Consider the following 22,348-nt stretch of genomic DNA (forward strand, 5'->3'; position numbering starts at 1 on the left):
TGCTAAAGCGCCGGCCTTGCGTCAGGCCGACGATGATCAGCTGCCCTCATGTGGGCGTTATTGCCCGAGGATCAAGTCAAGAAGTGTGGTGCGCCGCGTGCCCTGTCCGCCTCCGACCTCGCCCGGCGGGACTGGACCGGCCGAGCCTGTCACATCGCCGGGTGGCGCGGGCTCTGCAGGATAGTCTTCGGCATAGACAGGGTCGCCGGAATAACGCTCTTCGCCACCACCCTGGAACACGTCGGAGATGATGGTGCCGATGGTCGCCGGCTCCTCGACCGGCGCCGGCTCGATGAAGTCGCCGCCGGGCAGCGGAGCAGGCGCCAGACCCTGATGAGCGGCCGTCATGAAATCGTGCCAGGCCTTGGCCGGCAGGCCGCCGCCTGTCACCTTCTTCATCGACTGGCCATCGTCATTGCCGAACCAGATGCCGGTGGTGAGGTTGCTGGTATAGCCGACGAAGAGCGCGTCGCGGAAAGATTGGGTCGTGCCCGTCTTGCCCGCAGCCTCCCAACCTTTCAGCTGCGCCTTCTTGCCGGTCCCGTGATCGATGACGCTGCGCATCATCAGGTTCATCGCCGCAACGACATTGTCGTTCAGGACCTTCGGGGGCTCCAGGTAATTGTTCTCGTAGAGCAGTGTCCCGTCGGACTTGGAGATCCGCCGCACGATATGCGGTGTCGCCTTGTAGCCGCCATTCATGAAGGGCGCATAGGCCGCCGTCAGCTCGAGCAGCGACACCTCGGATGTCCCGAGCGCGATCGAGGCATTGTTCTGCAGCTCCGACTCGATCCCCATGCGATGGGCCACCTTGATCACCTGATCGGGGCCGACTTCCATCACAAGCTGGGCGGCAATCGTGTTCAGCGATTCAGCCAGCGCCTGCGTCGCCGTCACCTGTCCGCGATACTTCTGGTCGTAATTCTCCGGCGTCCAGGAGCCGATACGGATGGGGGCGTCGTTGCGCAAGGAAGTCGGGCGAAGCCCGTTCTCGACAGCTGCCGCATAAACGAAGGGCTTGAAGGCCGAGCCAGGCTGGCGCTTCGCCTTGACCGCACGGTTGAACTGGCTTTCGGCATAGTCACGCCCGCCGACCAGCGCCCGGATTGCGCCCGTGCCGTCGATCGAAACGAGCGCGGCCTGCGAGGCATTGACCTTGTCGCCTTCGGTAGCCAGCGATTCCGTCAGGGCGGCCTCCGCCTTCTTCTCCAGCGTCATGTCGATCGTCGTCTCGACCACGATGTCCTCGGTCACCTTGCCGATCAGCATGGTCACCTCGTCGCGCACGAGATCGGCGACATATTGCCCCGCACCGCTCCAGTAGCGCTTCGCCTTGGTTGGCGGCTGCGACATCGCCGTCTTGATCTCGTCGGCGGTGATATAGCCCTCTTCGAGCATCGCCTGCAGCACGACCTGGGCCCGCGCTTCCGCGGCTTCCGGATCGCGCGCCGGCGACAGGCGTGACGGGGCTTTCAAAAGGCCTGCGAGCAGGGCCGCTTCGCCGAGGTTCACGTCCCGCGCCGACTTGTTGAAGTAGCGCCGCGCTGCCGCCTCCACGCCATAGGCATTCGAACCGAAGAACACCCGATTCAGATACATCGCCATGATCTGATCCTTGGTGTATTTCTGCTCCAGCCAGAACGCGAGCAGCACTTCCTGCACCTTGCGCTCGATCGTGCGCTCGGGCGAGAGGAAGAGGTTCTTCGCGAGCTGCTGCGTGAGCGTCGAGCCGCCCTGCACGGCGCGGCCGCTCGTCAGGTTGGTGACGATGGCGCGCGCCAGACCAAGCGGGTCGACGCCGAAATGCGAATAGAAGCGCCGATCCTCGATCGCCATGACGGCCTGCGGGATGAAGGGCGACATTTCTTCGAGCGGCAGAGCCTCGCCGCCGGTCGCGCCGCGATTGGCAATGACGGTGCCCTCGACCGACACGATCTTCATGTTCGGCGGGCGCTCGGGGATGGACCAGCTGCTGGCGCTCGGCATCTGCGAGCCGTAATAGGCGATGAGACCGACAAGGCCGATCCCGCACCAGATCGACAGCACGAAGCCCCAATAGATCAGACGGCCGAGGCCGAACCCGCCGCCGCGGCTCTTGGCTTTGCTTTTCTTCTGGCCGCCGGACTTGCCGCGCTTGGCCGAAGATGCCGCCTTCTTGGCCCCGGCGCGCACCGGCCGACCGCCCACGACACGATCATCCGCATCCAGCCGGAAATCCTCGTCCTCGCGCTCGTCGTCGAAGCTCGGCTCTATACGATCGCGGGATTTTCCTCGGCTCACCATTGCCGTGATCTTGCTCCAGATAGTCGTTGTGCGCAGCCGACAGACGGCAGGCGCAAAAATGGCTTCAAGAAATTCGGTCGATCAGACCGGCGCCCGGGTGGATGACCGCGCAATTGCACAGTAAATGCGGCGATTTAAGGGGTGGTTAAAGCCCGGTAAACAAGCTCTGAACCCTGCGTGACCTCATTGGCAGAGATCGGCCCATTCCGCACCGACGAGACTTCTCATCCGCTCCGGCGCGATCTTCACGGCGGCATTCGTCGCGCCGGCCGCAGGCACCACCTCGTCATAAGCCTGAAGCGACAGATCACAATAGATCGTGAGCGGCGAGGGCAGGCCGAAGGGGCACACACCACCCACCGGATGGCTGGTCGCCTCGACCACGGCATCAGCATCGAGCATGCGCGGCTTGACCCCGAAGCGATCCTTGAACTTGCGATTGTCGAGCCGCTTCGTGCCCGCCGTCACCACGAGCACGACATCATCTCCGATCCTGAGGCAGATCGTCTTGGCGATCTGGTCCGGCTCCACGCCATGCGCTTCGGCAGCAAGCGCAACGGTAGCCGAGCTCGCTTCGGTCACGATGACGGAGATGTCGGGTGCATTTTCTGAGAAGAACTGGCGAACGGATTGAAGGCTCATGGACGAAGTCTAAACGGTGCATCGTGCGCATTTCAAGCGCCTGCCTCTTGAAAGCCGGAGGGAGACATCCCATCTCTCGCTTAGCATGCGACGAAGCGTTTCAGGTGAGCCTGTTTCAGGAACTTCAAAACGCTTAACCGGTTGTTAAGCATCCAGCGCGATCATCAAGGTCCGGGATGCGGTTCGCGAAGGTGAACCAACATCCGAGAAATCGCATGGCACGTTTCCGTCACTGACCACGGATGTACTGGCAGGAAGTCGTCGAAACGTAAAGGAAAGGCCGGTTTTTGACCGGCCTTTTTGCTTTTCTGGTCTTAAGTATTCGCCAGCGCGTCCATGATGCGGATCCAAGAGCGAATGCCCTTGTGGAACGAGTTGAGGTCATACTTCTCGTTCGGGGAATGGATGCGGTCGTCGGTCAGGCCAAAGCCGACCAGCAGCGAATCCATGCCGAGCATCTTCTGGAAATCGCCGACGATCGGAATCGAGCCGCCCATGCCGATGATCACGGCGGGCTTCGGCCACTCGTCCGACAGCGCATTCTTCGCCTTGGTCAGTTCCGGCGAATCATAGGAGAGCTGGATCGCCGGCGAGCCGCCGTGCTCGTGGAATTCCACCTTGCAGTCGGCGGGAATGCGCGCCTGAACGAAGGCGCGGAAGCTCTCGCGCACCTTGGCCGGGTCCTGCGTGCCAACGAGGCGGAAGGAGATCTTCGCCGAAGCCTTGGCCGCAATCACCGTCTTGAAGCCTTCGCCGGTATAGCCCCCGATGATGCCGTTCACTTCCGCCGTCGGACGCGCCCAGGTGAGCTCCAGCACGGAACGGCCCTTTTCACCAGCGGGGACCGACAGGCCCACTTCGCCGAGGAAGCTTTCCGCCGTCCGCCCCAGGCTATCCCAGGAAGCCTTGATGTTGGCAGGCGTCTCTTCGACACCGTCATAAAAGCCGGGCAGCGTGACCTTGCCTGTCTCGTCATGCAGGTCGGCCAGGATCTTCGTCAGGATGTGCACGGGATTGGCCGCCGCGCCGCCGAAGAGGCCCGAATGCAGGTCGCGGTCAGCCGCAATGACAGTGACTTCTTCGCCGACCAGGCCACGCAGCGCTGCAGCGATAGCCGGCGTCTCCCGATCCCACATGCTGGTATCGCAGACCAGCGCGAAGTCGGCCTTCAGTTCGTCGGCATTTTCAGCAAGGAAAGGCTTGAGCGACGGCGAACCGGATTCTTCCTCCCCTTCGAAGAGGATGGTGATCTTGACCGGCAGTGAACCCTTCACCGCCTTGTAGGCGCGGCAGGCCTCGACGAAGGTCAGAAGCTGGCCCTTGTCGTCGGACGTGCCGCGACCGGTGATCACCTTGCGGCCGTCCTTCTCCTTGATGGCCGGCGCGAAGGGATCGTCTTCCCAGAGATCCAGCGGATCGACCGGCTGCACGTCGTAATGGCCATAGAAAAGCACATGCGGTGCGTCGGCCTTCTCGGCCGCGTGATGCGCCACCACCATCGGATGGCCGGGCGTGTCCCTAAGCGAAGCATCGAAACCCAGTTCGGTCAGCGCCGAAACCAGCCATTCGCCGGCCTTGCGGCAGTCGGCCTTGTAGGCCGGGTCGGTCGAGATCGAGGGGATGCGCACGAGATCGAACAGGCGCTCGAGGCTCTGCGGCAGGGCCTCGTCGGCCTTGGCGAGAATGGGGGAAAGATCGGTCATGGTCATGTCCTGCAAATTTGAAAGTGCGGCGGACGATAGACCAAAGCTCCTGACGTTTCGAGGCTGTGAGACCGCGAATTTTTCTCAAACCTGCATCAATTTCCGCTCACAGCTTGCGCGCATTCGCGATCGCCCAGCGGATATATTCCTTCAGCAATTCCTTCTCGAAGCGACGGAACCCATGAAACACGGCCTGCTCGGCCTCGTCAGCCGCCGCAAGCGCCTCCTCGCGCATGCCGCGGGCCTTGTCTGTCAGGAAAATCTGCTGTGCGCGCTTGTCGCGGGGATGCACGCGCCGCTCGATCAGACCGTCGCGTTCCATGCGGGCGAGGGTATTGGCAATCGTCGCCTGCTCCACATCGACGCGGTCGAGCAACTGCCGCTGCGTCAGTCCCTCTTCTTCCCAAAGCTCGAGCAGGATCGGAAACTGACCGGGTGAGAAACCGAGTTTCGCCGCGCGCGCCTGCAGCGCCCGTGTGAACCCGCGCGCCAGTTGGCTCGCCAGCCATGTGGCGGATTCGGAGCGATCAGGGGTCGTGCGGTCATGGGCCATGGCACTCGACGCGTCGTCGTGGATTCGTCAGAGGGGAATGATCGCATGCGATCCATTTCCGAGGCTGACTAATTTTGGGTTCTGATGAGAAGGGGGTGGAGGCCGTCGTGGCTTGAGGCGGGGACTGCCACGACGGCTCCGAATATGGGGACAAAGGCCCGGAGAGGGGGATAAGGCCTTTGCCCGAGTCTGAAGCGGCGGGGGACGAGCCTCTTTCAGACTACGGCGTGATCAGTCGCCGATGACTGAGATTTGTGATCCGGAATGTGGTTTTTCAAGGGAAGCCGGGATTACAAATCGGTAAGCTTTTCGTGATGTTTGGCGGCTGATCCAATTGACGATCATGGCCATCGCTTCGCCGGTGATTTTGCCGCCTTCTGGCCAAACCGTCATGGACGTTTCAGCCGCCCCGCGCTATCCATGCCGACATGAAAAAAGGCGATCACCTCTTCCTCGTCGACGGCTCGGGTTTCATCTTCCGCGCCTTCCACGCCATCCCGGCCCTGAACCGCAAGTCGGACGGCCTGCCCGTCAACGCGGTCTCCGGCTTCTGCAACATGCTGTGGAAGCTGTTGCGCGATGCCCGCAACACCGATGTAGGTGTGACGCCGACCCATCTGGCGGTCATCTTCGACTACTCGTCGACGACTTTCCGCAAGGAAATCTATCCGCTCTACAAGGCGAACCGCTCGGCCCCGCCGGAAGACCTGATCCCGCAATTCGGCCTGATCCGCCATGCGACCCGCGCCTTCAATCTCCCCTGCATCGAGACCGAAGGTTTCGAGGCCGACGACATCATCGCCACCTATGCCCGCCAGGCAGAGGCCGTCGGCGCCGATGTCACCATCGTCTCCTCCGACAAGGACCTGATGCAACTCGTCACCGCGAACGTGCATATGTACGACGCGATGAAGGACAAGCAGATCGGCATTCCCGACGTCATCGAGAAATGGGGCGTGCCGCCGGAAAAGATGATCGACCTCCAGGCCATGACCGGCGATTCGACCGACAACGTGCCGGGCATTCCCGGTATCGGCCCGAAGACCGCCGCCCAGCTTTTGGAAGAGTTCGGCGATCTGGAGACGCTGCTCGCCCGTGCCGATGAGATCAAACAGGTCAAGCGCCGCGAAAACATCGTGGCCAATGCCGAGCTTGCCCGCGTCTCGCGCCAGCTCGTCGAACTTCGCACCGATGTGCCGCTCGACATGAAGCTCGAGGACCTAGTGCTCGAACCGCAGAATGGTCCGAAGCTCATCGCCTTCCTTAAGGCCATGGAATTTACCACGCTGACGCGCCGCGTGGCAGAAGTCTGCGACTGTGATGCGGCCGCCATCGAGCCTGCCACCGTGCCGGTTGAATGGGGTGATGCCGCCCGCGGTCCCGATCTCGATGCCGGCGATGCACCTGCATCGTCCGCAACCTCGGCAGCAGCCGCCACGACATCCACGGCACCGGCAGCCACCCCCAATGGCAAAACCCCCGGCGATCTTGCGGCAAGCCGCGCCAACGCCTTTGCCGGCAAGCCGCTCGACACCGGCAGCTATGTCACGATCCGCGATATCGAGACGCTTGAGCTCTGGATTTCGGCCGCCCGCGAAACCGGCCTCGTTGCCTTCGACACCGAGACCACGTCGCTCGACCCGATGCAGGCCGAACTCGTCGGCGTCTCGCTCGCGATCCAGGACAATGTGCTCTCACCCGGCTCGACCGATATCCGCGCCGCCTATATCCCGCTGACCCACAAGACGGGCGTGGGTGATCTCCTCGGCGGCGGTCATGCCGAGGGCCAGATCCCGATGAAGGAGGCACTGGCCGCCCTGAAGGGCCTGCTCGAAGATCCTTCCGTCCTGAAGGTCGCGCAGAATCTGAAATACGATTACCTGGTGATGAAGCGCCACGGGATCACGCTTCAGTCCTTCGACGACACCATGCTGATGTCCTACGTGCTCGACGCCGGCAAGGGCAATCACGGCATGGACGGCCTCTCGGAGAAGTGGCTCGGCCACACCCCGATCCCGTACAAGGATGTCGCCGGCTCCGGCAAATCCTCCGTCACCTTCGATCTCGTCGACATCGATCGCGCAACCGCTTATGCCGCCGAGGACGCAGATGTGACGCTCCGCCTCTGGCTGGTGCTGAAACCGCGCCTAGCCGCCGAGGGTCTGACGCGCATCTATGAGCGGCTGGAACGCCCGCTGGTACCGGTGCTTGCCCATATGGAAGAGCGCGGCATCACCGTCGATCGCCAGATCCTCTCCCGCCTCTCGGGCGAACTTGCCCAGAAGGCCGCTGCCGCCGAGGACGAGGTCTACGAACTCGCCGGCGAGCGTTTCAACATCGGCTCGCCCAAGCAGCTCGGCGATATCCTCTTCGGTCGTATGGGCCTGCCAGGCGGGTCCAAGACCAAGACCGGCCAGTGGTCCACCTCCGCCCAGGTGCTGGAAGACCTTGCTGCCGAGGGTGCCCCCCTGCCGCGCAAGATCGTCGACTGGCGCCAACTGACCAAGCTCAAGTCCACTTATACCGACGCGCTGCCCGGCTATATCCACCCTGAGACCAAGCGCGTCCACACGGGCTATTCGCTCGCCTCGACGACCACGGGCCGCCTGTCTTCATCCGAGCCGAACCTGCAGAACATCCCGGTCCGTACCGCCGAAGGCCGCAAGATCCGCACGGCCTTCATCTCGACACCCGGCCACAAGCTGCTCTCGGCCGACTACAGCCAAATCGAACTGCGCGTGCTCGCCCATGTCGCCGAGATCCCGCAGCTGCGTCAGGCCTTCGCCGACGGCGTCGACATCCATGCCATGACGGCGTCGGAAATGTTCGGCGTCCCGGTCGAGGGCATGCCGTCCGACGTCCGCCGCCGCGCCAAGGCGATCAACTTCGGCATCATCTACGGCATCTCGGCCTTCGGACTTGCCAACCAGCTCGGCATCGAGCGCTCGGAAGCGGGGGAATACATCAAGAAGTATTTCGAGCGCTTCCCCGGCATCAAGGACTACATGGAGAGCACCAAGGCCTTCGCCCGTGACAAGGGTTATGTGGAAACCATCTTCGGCCGCCGCGCGCATTACCCGGAAATCAGATCGTCCAACCCCTCGATGCGCGCCTTCAACGAGCGCGCCGCGATCAACGCGCCGATCCAGGGCTCGGCCGCCGACATCATCCGCCGCGCCATGATCCAGATCGAGCCGGCGCTTGCAGCAGCGGGTCTGTCTGAGCGTGTCCGCATGCTGCTGCAGGTGCATGACGAACTGATCTTCGAAGTCGAGGACGAGGCCGTCGATGTCGCGATGCCTGTCATCGTCGACATCATGGAAAACGCGGCCATGCCGGCCGTCTCCATGCGCGTGCCGCTCAAGGTCGACGCCCGCGCCGCCCACAACTGGGACGAGGCGCACTGAGAATTCCCGGCCTTGCCGGTTAGCGAAACACGGGGGCTGTTCAGCCCGCAGGAGTACAAGATTTGGCCTTCAAGACCATCAACGGCAATGTCGTCCACTACGAGCTGATCGGCGAGGCGAAAGCCAAGAACCTGATCGTCTTCTCCAACGGGCTCGGCACCGACTTCCGCATCTGGCTGCCGCTCTTCGATGAGCTCGGTGACGATGTCTCGGTGCTGCTTTATGACAGCCGCGGTCACGGCCTCTCCGGCGGCGCCGACAAGCCCTTCGGCATGGCCGATCTCGTTTCGGATCTCGCCAGCCTCTGCGACGAACTCGGCATCCGCAAGGCGACCTTCTGCGGCCTTTCCGTTGGCGGTCTCGTCTGCCAGGGCCTCTGGAAGGAGCGGCCGGACCTCTTCCGCAAGCTCATCCTCTGCGACACCGCCCCCCGCATCGGGTCTGCCGAGATCTGGGCCGAGCGCATCGCCGGCATCGAAAAGGGCGGCCTGGAAAGTGCGGCCGACAGTGCCATGGCGCGCTGGTTCACCCCGGCCTTCCACGAAGACCGCCCTGACGAACTCGCCGGCTACCGCCTGATGATGACGCGCCAGTCCATCGCAGGCTATCTGTCGACCTGTGCTGCCCTGCGCGACACGGATTTCTCCGATGTCCTGCCGACCATCACGGTCCCCACGCTCTTCGTCGTCGGCGACCAGGACGGCTCGACGCCGCCCGCCACGGTCCAGGCCGGTGCCGATCTCGTGCCGGGCGCTCGTTTCGAGGAAATCGCCGATTGCGCCCATATCCCTTCAGTCGAGCAGCCGGAAGCGCTCGCCGAGCTGATCCAGGGTTTCATGCGCAAGCAAGCAAACTGAGAACAGTTTCTGGAAATGCAGAAGCCGCCTCATGGGCGGCTTCTTTCATTTCGGGAAGGGTAGTTTGCGCTCAGTGCGCGCCGGACATGTCGCCCAGCACTTCCTTGGAAGCCACCGTCGAATCCGCGTTCAGCTTGTAGACCATGGGAACGCCGGTCGCGAGGTTAACCCCGAGGATCTGCTCCTTGGTCAGCTTGTCGAGAACCATGACCAGCGAGCGCAGCGAATTGCCATGCGCTGCCACCAGCACCTTTTCGCCACGCAGCACGCGCGGCAGGATTTCGGTCAGGTAATAGGGCCAGACGCGCGCACCGGTATCACGCAGGCTTTCGCCCCCCGGCGGCGGGACGTCGTAGGAGCGGCGCCAGATATGCACCTGCTCCTCGCCCCACTTGGCGCGCGCATCGTCCTTGTTGAGGCCGGAGAGATCGCCGTAGTCGCGCTCGTTCAGCGCCTGATCCTTGATCGTCTCGAGACCGGTCTGGCCGACATTCTCGAGGATGATGTTGCAGGTCTTCTGAGCACGCGTCAGCACGGACGTGAAAGCGATATCGAACTTGATGCCGTAATCGGCAAGCGCCTTGCCGCCGGCATTGGCTTCCTGCACGCCGAGTTCGGTCAGGTCCGGATCACGCCAGCCGGTAAACAGGTTCTTCAGGTTCCAGTCGCTCTGGCCATGGCGCACGAGCACGAGGGTACCGGTCATCGACAATTCCTCTCTTGACGATCAGGGGGTGGAGTTGAGCCCGAGCACGTCGAGCATGGTATAGCGTCCGGGCTTCTTGTCCCGGGCCCAGGTGGCAGCCTTCAGCGCGCCGCGGGCAAAGAGCGAGCGATCGGTCGCGCTGTGAGACAGCGTGATCAACTCGCCTTCGCTGGCAAACAGCACCTGATGCTCGCCGATGACCGAGCCGCCGCGCAGTGTGGCAAAGCCGATCGAGCCTTGCTCGCGCGGTCCGGTATGGCCGTCGCGCACGCGGACCGAATGATCGGCCAGCGAAATGCCCCGGCCCTCGGCCGCCGCTTCACCGAGCAGAAGGGCGGTGCCAGACGGCGCGTCCACCTTGTGCTTGTGGTGCATTTCGAGCACCTCGATATCCCAGCCGGCGGCATCGAGCGCGCGCGCCGCCTGCTTGATGAGAACCGAGAGCAGATTGACGCCAAGGCTCATATTGCCCGACTTCACCACCCGCGCATGCCGTGCTGCCGCGTCGATCTTCGCCTCATGCTCCGGCAGGCAGCCCGTGGTGCCGATCACATGCACGATGCGCGCCTGGGCGGCGAGGGCTGCGAATTCTACGGTTGACGCCGGCGTGGTGAAGTCGATGACGCCATCGGCATGCAGGAAGGCCGCCAGCGGATCGTCGGTCACGGCAACGCCAAGCTTGGGCACACCAGCCAGTTCGCCCGCATCCTGGCCCAGCGCGGCAGAGCCCGCCCGTTCGACCGCCGCATGCAGCACAAGGCCCTCGGTCTCGCTGATCAGTTTGATCAGCGTCTTGCCCATGCGACCGGCGGCACCAACGACGACGAGCTTCATGGGCGTATCCATGCGAGATTATTCCTGGCTGCTGAGCAGGCCGTTGGGGGCGGCCTGAAGGTTGTTGAGGCGAGCGTAAAGACCACCCGGCTGCTGCGCAAGGCTCTCATGCGTGCCTTCCTCGACCGCCTGGCCTGCATGCATCACGATGATCTTGTCGGCATTGACAACCGTCGACAGGCGGTGCGCGATGACAATCACCGTGCGTCCGGCCATGGCCGCGTCCAGCGCCTGCTGCACGGCCGCTTCCGATTCCGTGTCGAGCGCAGAGGTCGCCTCGTCGAGCAGCAGGATCGGCGCATTGCGCACCAGCGCACGCGCGATCGACAGCCGCTGCCGCTGACCACCGGACAGTGTCGCCCCGTTCTCGCCGACCGGCGTGTCGTAACCCTGCGGCTGCGCCAGAATGAAGTCATGCGCATTCGCAAGCCGTGCTGCATCCTCGATCTCCGCATCGGTCGCATCGGGGCGCCCGTAGCGGATATTGTCGCGGATCGTGCCTTCGAAGAGATACGGCTGCTGCGACACGTAGGCGAGATGCTGGCGCAGTGACGACTTCGTCACATCGGCGATATTGTGCCCGTCGATCAGGATCTCACCGTTCCCCGGGTCATAGAAGCGCGGCACGAGCGTAATCACGGTCGACTTGCCGGCTCCGGACGGGCCAACCAGGGCCGTCGTCTTGCCACCTTCGGCGACGAAGCTCAGATTGCGAAGCACGGGCGGATTGTCGCCATAGGCGAAGCTCACATTGCGGAATTCGATCCGCGCGTTGGTGACCTCGAGCGCGCCGGCACCCGGCTTGTCGCGCTGATGCGGCTGCATGTCGAGGATCTCGTAGATCATCCGCGCATTGACCGCCGCGCGCTCCATCTGCACCTGCAGCTTCGCCAGGCGTTTCGCCGGTTCATAGGCGAGAAGCAGAGCGGTGACGAAGGAGAAGAAGGCACCCGGCAGCACGCCGCCATAGATCGACTGATAGGCGGCATAGGCCATGACGCCGGCGATCGAGAAGCCGGCCACCGTCTCGGTCATCGGGCCGTTGCGCTCGCTGAGCTGCGCGATCTTGTTTGCCCGCCGCTCCGCCTGGTCGATACTCGACTGGATCCTGCCCTGAAGCTCCCTCTCCATCGTGAAGGCCTTGACGATGGCAATGCCCTGCACGGCTTCCTGCATTGAGCCCAGGACATGGGAGTTGAGGATGATGCTGTCCTTGGTGGCGCTGCGAAGGCGCTTGGAAAGATAGCGCAGGCCAAGCAGCAGCGGCGGCGCCACGGTGAACACGATCAGCGTCAGCACCAGATCCTGGTAGAGCATGACGCCGAGAAGAGCGACCAGCGTCACGAGATCGCGTGCGAGCGATGTCACGGTGAGGTTGAGCACATCCCGCACGCCATTGATGTTCTGGTTGATCTGGGCCGCAAGCCGCGCCGAGCGCGCCTCGTTGAAATAGCCGACCGATAGCGTCATCAGATGGGCAAACAGGCGCTTCTGATAGCGCGCCACGATGTTGTTGCCGATCTTGGAAAGGGTCACCGCCTGGCCGTAACCGGCGAAACCGCGCAGCACGAAGGCGACAAAGATCGAGCCGCAGATGATCCAGACGAGGTCGGCGCGCCTGTTGGCGAAGGCCTCATTGATGACCGACTCCATGATCCAGGCGGTAAAGGCGGTGGTTCCGGCGACGATCAACAGGCAGACGATCGCAAAAGCGTAGCCCTTGACGTGCTCACGGCCGTTCTCGGCCACGACCCGCCGGAGGACGGCGGTGACGCTCTCGATATCCGCTGCCTTGCGGCTTTCGTTGTCTTTGGCGTCCAAGAAGAAAGTCCTGTGCGATTGCTGTCTCACGCCTCGCAGAGGCGCCGCCGCTCTATAGCCAGTCGCAGCGTCTTTGGCCATAGCCGCAGGTGCGCAGGGAGCTCAGCGCCAGTGACGCCCCTCGGTCGCTAGCCCGAAATCGGCAGGCGCCGTCGCAAAGGCGGCGAGCCCGTGCAGGGCAGCCTGCGGATGGGTGACGACAAAGGTCGGGATGCCATGCATCACGCCCTGATGTGGTGCCTTGTCTTCGAAGGCGGCCCGGAATTCGCCGCTCTGCAATGCCGGCAGGATTTTTGGCGAAATGCCACCGGCGAGGAAAACTCCGCCCTTTGCCATGAAGATCAGCGCCAGATCGCCGGCAACCCGTCCGAGATAGGTCGCAAACAGGCTGAGCGCCTCACCGGCCAGGCTGTCCGCGCCGGAAATGCCCGCGGCCGAAACCTGGGCCGGCTCTTCGTATCGGGGCGTCAGATTGCCATCGGCCTTGCAGAGCGCCCGATAGATGTTCATAAGCCCGCGCCCGGAGAGAAGCTCTTCCGCCGAAATGCGGCCAAGGGCGGCGTTAGGATCGCGGACCGGCGTCAGATGCGGCCAGATCTGGTAGTCACGCGCGGTGCGCGGACCGACATCCACATGCCCGCCTTCGCCCGGAACCGGGAACCACATGTCACGCGCGCGCACAAGGCCGGCAACGCCAAGTCCTGTGCCGGGTCCCAGCACGACGCGCGAGCCGAGCGGGGCTTCGCTGAGCGAGCCCAGATGCTGTCGGTCATCAACGTCAAGCGTGGCTGCCGCCAGCGCCTGCGCTTCGAAGTCATTAAGCAAGAGCACTTCGGAGAAGCCGAGATCGGCCATCAGCACCTTGGGGCGCACCACCCAGGGGCAGTTCGTCAGCGGCACCTCGTCGCCCTTGATCGGCCCTGCCAGCGCGAGGATCAGGGAGCGCGGCTTGTGGCTCGTCGTTTCCAGCACGCTCACGCGGATGGCCTCGTCGATCGTTGCGAAATCCTTGTTCACCACGTTCGGAAAGCTGATCTGTTCGCCGCTCTCGTCAAGCAGGATCGAGAAGCGGGCATTGGTGCCGCCGATATCGCCGATCAGGATTGGGAAGGGCAGGGTGTCGTCGCGCTGTGTCTTGGCCATGGTGTGTCCGGTCTTGGGCCCCGCTGCCTCAGGCAGTCAGGGTCTGCATCAGAATGTCGGCGGTCGCGAGGTTCAACGCCATCGGAATGTCGTAGACGGTCGCAAGCCGCATCAGCGCCTTGACATCCACATCATGGGGCATCGGAGTCAAGGGGTCGACGAAGAAGACGAGCATGTCGACTTCCCCCGTCGAGATCAACGCACCGATCTGCTGGTCGCCTCCGAGAGGCCCGCTTTTCAGCCGCGTCACGTCGAGTTCCGGAACAGCATCCTTGATCCGCCCGCCCGTCGTGCCCGTCGCCACGATCTTCCAGCTTTGCAGCTTGGCTTGGTGACGTCGGGCGAAGTCCGCCATGTCGTCCTTTTTCTGGTCATGCGCGATCAGGGCGATGCAACGGGTGCGGCTCACGACAGGTCCCCAGCTCATTTAAATCGATTTGATAAACCCATCTAGCGCAGCCGGCATCCGTTGAAAAGGCACCCGAAGGGACCTTGTGTCACCAGCCCGAAGGCCGTGCCGGCGGAACGGGAACGACGGCGGGCAGCTCGAAGCCCTGCGGCGAGGAGGCCATCGGTGCTGCAAAGGCCGATGCGGCACTGCTTGGTAGTGCGCCACCGCTCGCCTGATAGGTCACCTCATATTCGTTGGCCGGGCCACGAGCCTGCAGAACCGTGCTGCAGGCTTTCGGCAAGTCCGAGACCTGCATCGCGCGCGGCTTTGGCGCCGGCTTCGCGTTCGGGTCCTTTTTCGGTGCTGCCCACGGCTCCTTGGTGAACCACCAAGCCAGCGATTTGTCGCAGCCGTCGCCCGGTGGCACGGCAGCCTGCGGCTTGCAGCCGCTTGCACCCTCGGGGCAGCGCATGCGGATATGGAAATGCGCGTCGTGACCGTAGATGGGGCGGATCTTGCCCAGCACGGAGCGGTCGCCGGTCCAGGTGTCGCAGAGTTTCTTTTTGATCGCCGGATTGACGAAGATGCGTTCGACCTGCGGATAACTCGCCGCCTGTACGACCACACGCGCATGGGTGTCGGTCCACAGGCGCTTGTCGACGGTCAGGAACTTGTCCTTCACCAGCATCGAGGTGAATGGCATGTCTTCGCGCTGCTGCGGCGACAGGGGCTGAGCCGGCTTCGGCGTGAACCATATATCGGCATCGAGCCCGATCTGATGCGAGGCATGGCCTGACAGCATCGGGCCGCCGCGCGGCTGCGAGATGTCGCCGATCAGGATGCCCGAACCCCAGCCAAGCTGCACCGCATCCTTCGAAAAGCGCTCGAGCAGCGCGATCATTTGCGGATGACCCCAGCGACGATTGCGCGAAAGCCGCATCGCCTGCCAGGTCGGCCCATCCGTTGGAATGGCAACGGCGCCGGCAATGCAGCCCTTGGCATAGGAGCCATAGGGCGAAGGCGCAGCCTTTGCCGGCAAGGTCATGCCCCCGAACAGTTCTTTCGCCGGACGTCCTTCGGCAAGGGCGCCCTCGCCGGTGGCACCAACAAAGGCTGCCGTGAGCATCAGGGCGGTGGTAATCGGGCGGGTGCCCCAGGTCTTCTTCATCGTCTGCATGTGTCCCCGGTCTCTCCGGATCCACCCGACGTCTCCGCCGGGGTGAATCATCTGTCAGTCTAACCTGAAACCGAAATGGGGTGAATCTGCGGAGCGGTAGATGCTCACTTCTCCGTCACCCGTCTGTATTTTGCCGCCATTTGTCCTATTCTGCTCCACAACCATCAAGAAACAGGGGATCTCGGCCGATGGGTCTAAGCAGAAACAGCGTCGTCTTTTTGGGTGTCATCGTCGGTCTGGGCCTCAATTTCGGTCCGGCCGCCGCGCAGGAGCCGTCTGAACCCTTTCGCCACGGCGTCTCGATCCTCGGCGATGTGAAATATGCGCCGGGCTTTCCCCACTTCGATTACGTAAATCCGGACGCGCCGAAGGGCGGTACCTTGCGCATGTCCTCCACCGGGACATTCGACAGTTTCAATCCGATTCTGGACAAAGGCGAAGCCGCGCCCGGCCTCGCGATCGTCTTCGATACCCTGCTCAAGGATACGAGTGACGAGATCTCGACGGGTTATGGTCTGCTCGCCGAAGGCGTCTCTTTCCCCGAGGATATCTCAAGCGCCACATTCCGGCTCCGCGCCGAAGCCCGCTTCGCCGACGGTGAACCCGTCAAGCCTGAGGATGTCATCTTCAGTTTCGAGAAGCTGAAGGAGCTGAACCCCCTCTACATGAGCTACTACAGCCATGTGATCTCGGCCGAAAAGACGGGGGAGCGGGATATCACCTTCCGCTTCGACCAGAAGAACAACCGCGAGCTGCCGATGATCCTCGGCCAATTCCCCGTTGTCGCCAAACACTGGTGGGAGGCGAACGGCCCAGATGGCCAGCCGCGCGACATTTCCCGCACCACGCTCGAACCGGTCATGGGATCGGGGCCTTACGAGATCGCCGAATTCAAGCCGGGCGCAACCATCCGCTACCAGCTGCGTGACGATTATTGGGGCAAGGATATCAACGTCAACGTCGGCTACAACAACTTCGCCAACATCACCTACACGATGTTCGGCGACCGTGACGTCGAGTTCGAAGCCTTCCGCTCTGGTGTGACGGACTTCTGGCAGGAAACGCGTGCCGCACGCTGGGCAACCGGCTTCGACTTCCCCGCGGCTCAGGACGGCCGCGTCACGAAGGAGGAGTACGAGAACCCCTTCCGGGCAACCGGTGTCATGCAGGCGCTGGTGCCCAATATGCGGCGCGACATGTTCAAGGATCAGCGCGTTCGCAGGGCTCTTAACTACGCGCTCGACTTCGAGGAATTGAACCGGACAGTCTTCTATAACGCCTACGAGCGGGTCGACAGCTTCTTCAATGGCACCGAGCTCGAATCGACCGGCCTGCCGGAAGGCAAGGAACTGGAACTGCTGACCGCCTTGAAAGACAAGGTCCCGCCCTCGGTCTTCGATACGCCTTATGAAAACCCTGTGGGCGGCTCACCGCAGGCCTCCCGCGACAATCTGCGCAAGGCGGTCGAGCTCTTCAAGCAGGCCGGCTATGAGCTGCGTGGCAATGCGATGGTCAATGCGCAGACCGGCCAGCCCTTCCGCTTCGAACTCCTGCTTTCCAATCCGCAGCTCGAGGTCCTCGCCGTTCCCTACCAACAACAACTGCGCAAGATCGGCATCGAGATGTCCGTGCGCACGGTCGACCCGTCGCAATACACGAACCGTACCCGCAGCTTCGATTACGACATGACCTGGATCGTCTGGGCCCAGACGCTGAACCCGGGAAATGAGCAGCGCGACTATTGGGGTTCCGCATCGGTCAATCGCGAAGGCTCGCAGAACTATGCCGGCATTTCCGATCCGGCGGTCGACGCCTTGATCGAGAAGATCATTTTCCCGGCCGATCGCGATGAACAGGTCGCCGCGACCAAGGCCATGGACCGCGTATTGCTCGCCCATGATTACGTCATCCCGCTCTATTATGGCGGAACGGCGCGCTATGCCTTCTGGGACAAGTTCGAGCATCCGGCCGAACTCCCCACGTACAGCACCGGCTTTCCCTCCATCTGGTGGGCGAAAAATCCGTGATCTCTGCTCGGGGCTTGCGCCGCTTGCGTGAGACTCTAGGAATGGTGGGGGCGAATCGCTGGACAACGGAGCAGCTGAGATTGGCGGACGAAAGAAGCTTGGACATCATGGTGAGACCCGACCCTGAAGCGGGACATCGCGCATGACCGCCTACATCCTCCGCCGCCTTCTGCTGATGATCCCGACCATGATCGGCATCATGGGCATCTCCTTCATTGTCATCCAGTTCGCCCCCGGCGGCCCCGTCGAGCAGGTCATAGCCCAGCTGAGCGGCCAGGGTGACAGCGCCGATGCGCGCCTCTCCGGCGGCGGCGACATGCTGGGACAGTCCACCGGTACGGAGGAGGGAAGCTCCCGCTATCGCGGCGCTCAAGGTCTCGATCCGGAACTGATCGCCAAGCTCGAAAAACAGTTCGGCTTCGACAAGCCGCCGCTCGAGCGCTTCCTCGAGATGATGTGGAACTACATCCGCTTCGACTTCGGCGAGAGCTTCTTCCGCAACACTTCGGTGATCGATCTGATCATCGAGAAGATGCCCGTTTCGATTTCGCTCGGTCTGTGGGTGCTCCTGATTTCCTATGCCATTTCGATCCCGCTCGGAATCCGAAAGGCCGTTTCCGACGGCTCGCGCTTCGATGTCTGGACATCCGGCATCATCGTGATTGGCTATGCCGTCCCGGGCTTCCTCTTCGGCATTCTTCTGATCGTGCTCTTCGCCGGCGGGTCCTTCTTCGACTGGTTTCCGCTGCGCGGCCTGACCTCGGACAATTTCGACCAGCTCTCCTGGTGGCAGAAGATCCTCGATTACTTCTGGCATCTGGCATTGCCGCTGACCGCGCTCCTGCTTTCCGCCTTTGCCACGACGACGTTGCTCACGAAGAATTCCTTCATCGACGAGATCAAGAAACAGTATGTCGTGACCGCCCGCGCCAAGGGGCTCGGCGAGCGCCAGGTGCTTTACGGCCACGTCTTCCGCAACGCCATGCTGATCGTCATCGCCGGCCTCCCCGGTGCCTTCATCTCGGCCTTCTTCACCGGATCGCTTTTGATCGAAAACATCTTCTCGCTCGATGGCCTCGGCCGCCTCGGTTACCTCGCAATCGTCAACCGCGACTATCCGATCGTTTTCGCGACTCTGTACATCTTCTCGCTGATGGGCCTTGTCGTCGGTCTGATCTCCGACCTGATCTACACCTGGATCGACCCGCGCATCGATTTCGACCGGAGGGACGTCTGATGTCCGCCGTAGAGACCACGCCCATCGCGCCGCCGAGGAAGGACTGGCTCAAGCCCACCAATCGTCGACGCCTGGAAAACTTCAAGGCGAACCGGCGCGGCCTCTGGTCTTTCTGGATCTTCATGGTGCTCTTCGTCCTGAGCATGTTCGCCGAATTCATCGCCAACGACAGACCGATCATCGCGTCCTACAAGGGCGAGATCCTCTTCCCCGTCGTGGTTGACTATCCCGAGGAGAAGTTCGGCGGCTTCCTGGCAATCACGGACTATCGCTCGCCCTTCATCTCCGACGAGATCAACGCCAACGGCTGGATGATCTGGCCACCGATCCGCTACTCCTACCGCACGGTGAATTCCGAGGTGCCGCATTCCGCACCGACGCCGCCCTTCTGGCTGATGGACAAGGAAACCCGTTGTGCGGCCTACCCCCTCGGGGCGGAGGATCCGAATTGCGTGCTCGGCAACATGAACTGGCTCGGCACCGACGACCAGGCCCGCGACGTCATGGCCCGCATGATCTACGGCTTCCGGATCTCGATCCTCTTCGGTCTGGCGCTCACCCTCGCCTCGGCCGTCATCGGGGTAACGGCCGGTGCCGTGCAAGGCTATTTCGGCGGCTGGACCGACCTTCTGATGCAGCGCTTCATCGAGATCTGGTCCTCGATGCCGGTGCTTTACATACTGCTGATCATAGCAGCCATCCTGCCGCCCGGCTTCTTCGTCCTGCTCGGCATCATGCTGCTCTTCTCCTGGGTCGGTTTTGTCGGCATCGTGCGCGCCGAGTTCCTGCGCGCCCGAAACTTCGAATATGTGAACGCCGCCCGCGCCCTCGGCGTCGGCAACGGCACGATCATGTTCCGCCACCTGCTGCCCAACGCCATGGTCGCCACCCTGACCTTCCTGCCCTTTATCCTCTCGGGCTCGATTACCACGCTCACCTCGCTCGACTTCCTCGGCTTCGGCATGCCCCCCGGCTCGCCTTCGCTCGGCGAACTCATCGCCCAGGGCAAGCGCAATCTCCAGGCCCCCTGGCTCGGCCTCACCGCCTTCTTCACCATGTCGATCATGCTCTCGCTGCTGATCTTCATCGGCGAAGCGGTACGCGATGCTTTCGATCCCAGAAAGACCTTCCGATGAGCGCGGGTTCGTCAATTGCGCGCATTTGTGGCATGATGGGCCAAGACCTGATCAGGAGCGCGATGCGATGAACAAGATCGTCAGAGAGCATTACCCGGTTGAGAATTTGCCGGCAGATCTCCGCGAGGGGTTGGAAGCGGGCAGCACAGTACGCGTCGTGGTGGAGATGGAAGGCGACGCTCCGAACCCGGCCAAAGCGAGCTTTGAAGATTTCATGAAAAAGGTAGAGGCCTATCGTAGCCAAGACGATCGCCGCGTTACAACCGCTGAAGCTGTGGCGCGTATTCGCGAACTTCGCGACGAATGGGACGACTGATGCCGCATCGGCACCAAATCTACCTCGACACGAATGCCGCAATCTTGCTGATCGAAGGCGAAGGCCTTCTACGTGACTTGATGCGAGACCTGGCCAGCAAGGCATCATCTCAACCGAGCACGATTTTGTGCACGAGCGCGCTCACCATCTCGGAACTGCTGGTGAAGCCTTTGCGCGACGGCGATCAGAAGCTCGTTGAAGTCTACAGGGCCTGGGGTTCAGGTCTGCCGTGGCTGCAGATCATTCCCGTGGAGAGCCTCATTCTGGATATGGCCGCACAATTGCGGGCGCGCCGGAACAGCCTGAAGCTTCCTGATGCCATCCACGTCGCCTCAGCGTTCGCTGTCGCGGCGACGCATTTCTTGACTGACGATCACGGCATCTCGCCTCCGCTCGAAAACCCGGCTGTGCAAGCGGGCCCCTATTTCGAAGTCTGTCGCCTGAACGAACTGACGCTCACCTCCCTCATCGAAAGCTTGTCCGCATGACCGAACCTCTCCTGTCCGTGCGCGATCTCTCCGTCGTCTTCCATCAGAGCGGTCGCGAGAGCCTGGCAGTAGACCGTGTCTCCTTCGAGATTGGTCGTGGAGAGATCGTCGCTCTGGTTGGCGAATCCGGCTCCGGCAAGTCGGTCTCCGCCGCCTCGATCCTGAAGCTTCTGCCCTATCCGGCCGCCAGCCATCCCTCGGGACAAATCCTGTTTGACGGTCGAGACCTGATGACCGCCAGCGAGCCGGATCTTCGTGCCGTACGCGGCAACGAGATCACCATGATCTTTCAGGAGCCGATGACCTCGCTCAATCCGCTTCACACGATCGAGCGGCAGATCGGCGAAATCCTGTCCCTGCATCAGGGGCTCGAAGGCACGGCTGCCCGCGCGCGTGTCCTGGAACTCCTGCATCAGGTCGGCATCCGCGAGCCGGAAAAGCGGCTCAGCGCCTATCCGCACGAACTTTCCGGTGGCCAGCGTCAGCGCGTGATGATCGCCATGGCGCTCGCCAACCGTCCGAAGCTCCTGATCGCCGACGAACCGACGACCGCGCTCGATGTCACCGTACAGGCGCAGATCCTGGAGCTTCTCGGACGCCTCAAGACGGAGCATGGCATGTCCATGCTCTTCATCACCCATGATCTCGGCATTGTCCGCAAGTTCGCCGACCGCGTCTGCGTCATGACCAAGGGCAAGATCGTCGAGGCAGGCTCCGTCGAGGACATCTTCGAGCGCCCCCAGCATCCCTACACGAAGAAGCTCCTCGCCTCCGAACCGCGGGGCGAGCCGCCTGTCCTCGATGAGCAGAAGCCTGTTGTCATGCAGGGCGAGGACATTCGCGTCTGGTTCCCCATCAAGGCCGGTTTCCTCCGCCGCACTGTCGACCATGTGAAGGCCGTTGATGGCGTCGACCTCACGCTTCGTGCTGGCCAGACGCTGGGCGTTGTCGGCGAATCCGGCTCCGGCAAGACCACGCTTGGCCTTGCCCTTTCGCGCCTGATTTCGTCGAAGGGCCGCATCAGTTTCATCGGCAAGGACATCGACGCCTTCTCCTATCGCGAGATGCGGCCGTTGCGCGATCGCCTGCAGATCGTCTTCCAGGATCCCTTCGGTTCCCTCAGTCCCCGAATGTCCGTCGGCGAAATCATCGCCGAGGGCCTGAAGGTTCACGAAAGACAGCTATCGGCGGAAGAGCGCGACGCCCGTGTGGCCTGGGCGCTCGAGGAAGTTGGGCTGGATCCCGCCACCCGTTGGCGCTACCCGCACGAATTCTCCGGCGGCCAGCGTCAGCGCATCGCAATTGCCCGTGCCATGGTGCTGAAACCCCGTTTCGTCATGCTCGACGAGCCGACCTCGGCCCTCGACATGACCGTCCAGGCCCAGGTCGTGGACCTCTTGCGCGATCTGCAGGCCAAGCATGATCTCGCCTACCTCTTCATCAGCCATGATCTGAAGGTCGTGAAGGCGCTGGCCAACGAACTGATCGTCATGCGCGGTGGCAAGGTGGTGGAGAAGGGCCCTGCAGCGGAAGTCTTCGCCGCGCCCAAGGCCGAATACACCCGCGCCTTGATGGCCGCCGCTTTCGATCTCGAAGCCGTCGAGGATGGCGGCATCCGCCAATAATG

General features: G+C 62.6%; 19 protein-coding genes. 8 read left to right on the top strand and 11 right to left on the bottom strand.

The features are described from left to right. Positions 1-57: 57 nt before the first annotated feature. The 5 genes from FAA86_RS08980 to FAA86_RS24545 form a co-directional block, all read right to left on the bottom strand. The gene (locus FAA86_RS08980) at positions 58-2,283 is read right to left on the bottom strand and encodes a transglycosylase domain-containing protein (RefSeq protein WP_136539897.1); all 2,226 of its coding nucleotides are present in this window, start codon (positions 2,281-2,283) and stop codon (positions 58-60) included. Between the two features lie 183 nt (positions 2,284-2,466). Next, on the bottom strand, positions 2,467-2,925 hold the full coding sequence (locus FAA86_RS08985) for a YbaK/EbsC family protein (protein WP_136539899.1): 459 nt from the start codon (positions 2,923-2,925) through the stop codon (positions 2,467-2,469). A gap of 314 nt (positions 2,926-3,239) precedes the next feature. Further along, complete coding sequence (locus tag FAA86_RS08990; protein WP_136539901.1) at positions 3,240-4,628, bottom strand: dipeptidase; 1,389 nt, start codon at positions 4,626-4,628, stop codon at positions 3,240-3,242. Positions 4,629-4,734: 106 nt separating this feature from the next. Continuing rightward, positions 4,735-5,181 (bottom strand): MarR family winged helix-turn-helix transcriptional regulator, encoded by a 447-nt coding sequence (locus FAA86_RS08995; protein WP_113458181.1) that lies wholly within the window; start codon positions 5,179-5,181, stop codon positions 4,735-4,737. 231 nt (positions 5,182-5,412) lie between these two features. After that, positions 5,413-5,574 carry a hypothetical protein gene (locus FAA86_RS24545; protein WP_167494931.1) on the bottom strand — a complete coding sequence of 54 codons (162 nt, stop codon included), beginning with the start codon at positions 5,572-5,574 and terminating at the stop codon, positions 5,413-5,415. A gap of 35 nt (positions 5,575-5,609) precedes the next feature. Here FAA86_RS24545 and polA point away from each other — a divergent pair, with 35 nt between their 5' ends. Both polA and pcaD read left to right on the top strand, forming a co-directional pair. Next, positions 5,610-8,588, top strand: a complete 2,979-nt coding sequence (gene polA / locus FAA86_RS09000) for a DNA polymerase I (protein ID WP_136539903.1) — start codon at positions 5,610-5,612, stop codon at positions 8,586-8,588. A 62-nt stretch (positions 8,589-8,650) separates the two neighbouring features. Further along, complete coding sequence (pcaD, locus tag FAA86_RS09005) at positions 8,651-9,445, top strand: 3-oxoadipate enol-lactonase (protein ID WP_136539905.1); 795 nt, start codon at positions 8,651-8,653, stop codon at positions 9,443-9,445. A gap of 70 nt (positions 9,446-9,515) precedes the next feature. Here the strand turns inward: pcaD and FAA86_RS09010 are convergent, their stop codons facing one another. From FAA86_RS09010 to mepA, 6 genes are all read right to left on the bottom strand, one after another. Then, complete coding sequence (locus FAA86_RS09010) at positions 9,516-10,151, bottom strand: 2,3-bisphosphoglycerate-dependent phosphoglycerate mutase (protein WP_136539907.1); 636 nt, start codon at positions 10,149-10,151, stop codon at positions 9,516-9,518. Positions 10,152-10,172: 21 nt separating this feature from the next. Continuing rightward, positions 10,173-10,985, bottom strand: coding sequence for a 4-hydroxy-tetrahydrodipicolinate reductase (gene dapB / locus FAA86_RS09015; RefSeq protein ID WP_136540414.1), 813 nt, complete (start codon positions 10,983-10,985; stop codon positions 10,173-10,175). Positions 10,986-11,003: 18 nt separating this feature from the next. Continuing rightward, complete coding sequence (locus tag FAA86_RS09020; protein WP_136539909.1) at positions 11,004-12,887, bottom strand: ABC transporter ATP-binding protein; 1,884 nt, start codon at positions 12,885-12,887, stop codon at positions 11,004-11,006. Positions 12,888-12,908: 21 nt separating this feature from the next. Further along, positions 12,909-13,949, bottom strand: a complete 1,041-nt coding sequence (locus tag FAA86_RS09025; RefSeq protein ID WP_136539911.1) for a glucokinase — start codon at positions 13,947-13,949, stop codon at positions 12,909-12,911. A 28-nt stretch (positions 13,950-13,977) separates the two neighbouring features. After that, on the bottom strand, positions 13,978-14,358 hold the full coding sequence (locus FAA86_RS09030; protein WP_136539913.1) for a methylglyoxal synthase: 381 nt from the start codon (positions 14,356-14,358) through the stop codon (positions 13,978-13,980). An 88-nt stretch (positions 14,359-14,446) separates the two neighbouring features. Beyond that, positions 14,447-15,517: a penicillin-insensitive murein endopeptidase gene (gene mepA / locus FAA86_RS09035; RefSeq protein WP_136539915.1), complete on the bottom strand. Its 1,071-nt coding sequence runs from the start codon at positions 15,515-15,517 to the stop codon at positions 14,447-14,449. A gap of 188 nt (positions 15,518-15,705) precedes the next feature. Between mepA and FAA86_RS09040 the strand changes: the two genes are divergently transcribed. The 6 genes from FAA86_RS09040 to FAA86_RS09065 all read left to right on the top strand — a co-directional run bounded on the left by FAA86_RS09040 (position 15,706) and on the right by FAA86_RS09065 (position 22,346). After that, entirely contained in the window at positions 15,706-17,544 is a 1,839-nt protein-coding gene (locus tag FAA86_RS09040) for an extracellular solute-binding protein (RefSeq protein WP_136539917.1), read from the top strand. Between the two features lie 142 nt (positions 17,545-17,686). After that, the gene (locus tag FAA86_RS09045; protein WP_136539919.1) at positions 17,687-18,781 is read left to right on the top strand and encodes a microcin C ABC transporter permease YejB; all 1,095 of its coding nucleotides are present in this window, start codon (positions 17,687-17,689) and stop codon (positions 18,779-18,781) included. Further along, entirely contained in the window at positions 18,781-19,917 is a 1,137-nt protein-coding gene (locus tag FAA86_RS09050) for an ABC transporter permease (RefSeq protein WP_113458191.1), read from the top strand. Before FAA86_RS09045 ends, FAA86_RS09050 begins: the two co-directional genes overlap by 1 nt. A gap of 67 nt (positions 19,918-19,984) precedes the next feature. Next, the gene (locus FAA86_RS09055; RefSeq protein WP_113458192.1) at positions 19,985-20,233 is read left to right on the top strand and encodes a hypothetical protein; all 249 of its coding nucleotides are present in this window, start codon (positions 19,985-19,987) and stop codon (positions 20,231-20,233) included. After that, positions 20,233-20,721, top strand: coding sequence for a type II toxin-antitoxin system VapC family toxin (locus tag FAA86_RS09060; RefSeq protein ID WP_281281739.1), 489 nt, complete (start codon positions 20,233-20,235; stop codon positions 20,719-20,721). The genes FAA86_RS09055 and FAA86_RS09060 overlap by 1 nt, the downstream gene beginning before the upstream one ends. After that, a complete protein-coding gene (locus FAA86_RS09065; RefSeq protein WP_136539923.1) occupies positions 20,718-22,346 on the top strand; it encodes an ABC transporter ATP-binding protein in 1,629 nt (542 codons plus the stop codon). The genes FAA86_RS09060 and FAA86_RS09065 overlap by 4 nt, the downstream gene beginning before the upstream one ends. Positions 22,347-22,348: the final 2 nt, after the last annotated feature.

Origin of the sequence: Rhizobium rosettiformans W3 (genome assembly GCF_004912135.1) — a bacterium.
Classification (GTDB): Bacteria; Pseudomonadota; Alphaproteobacteria; order Rhizobiales; family Rhizobiaceae; genus Allorhizobium; species Allorhizobium rosettiformans.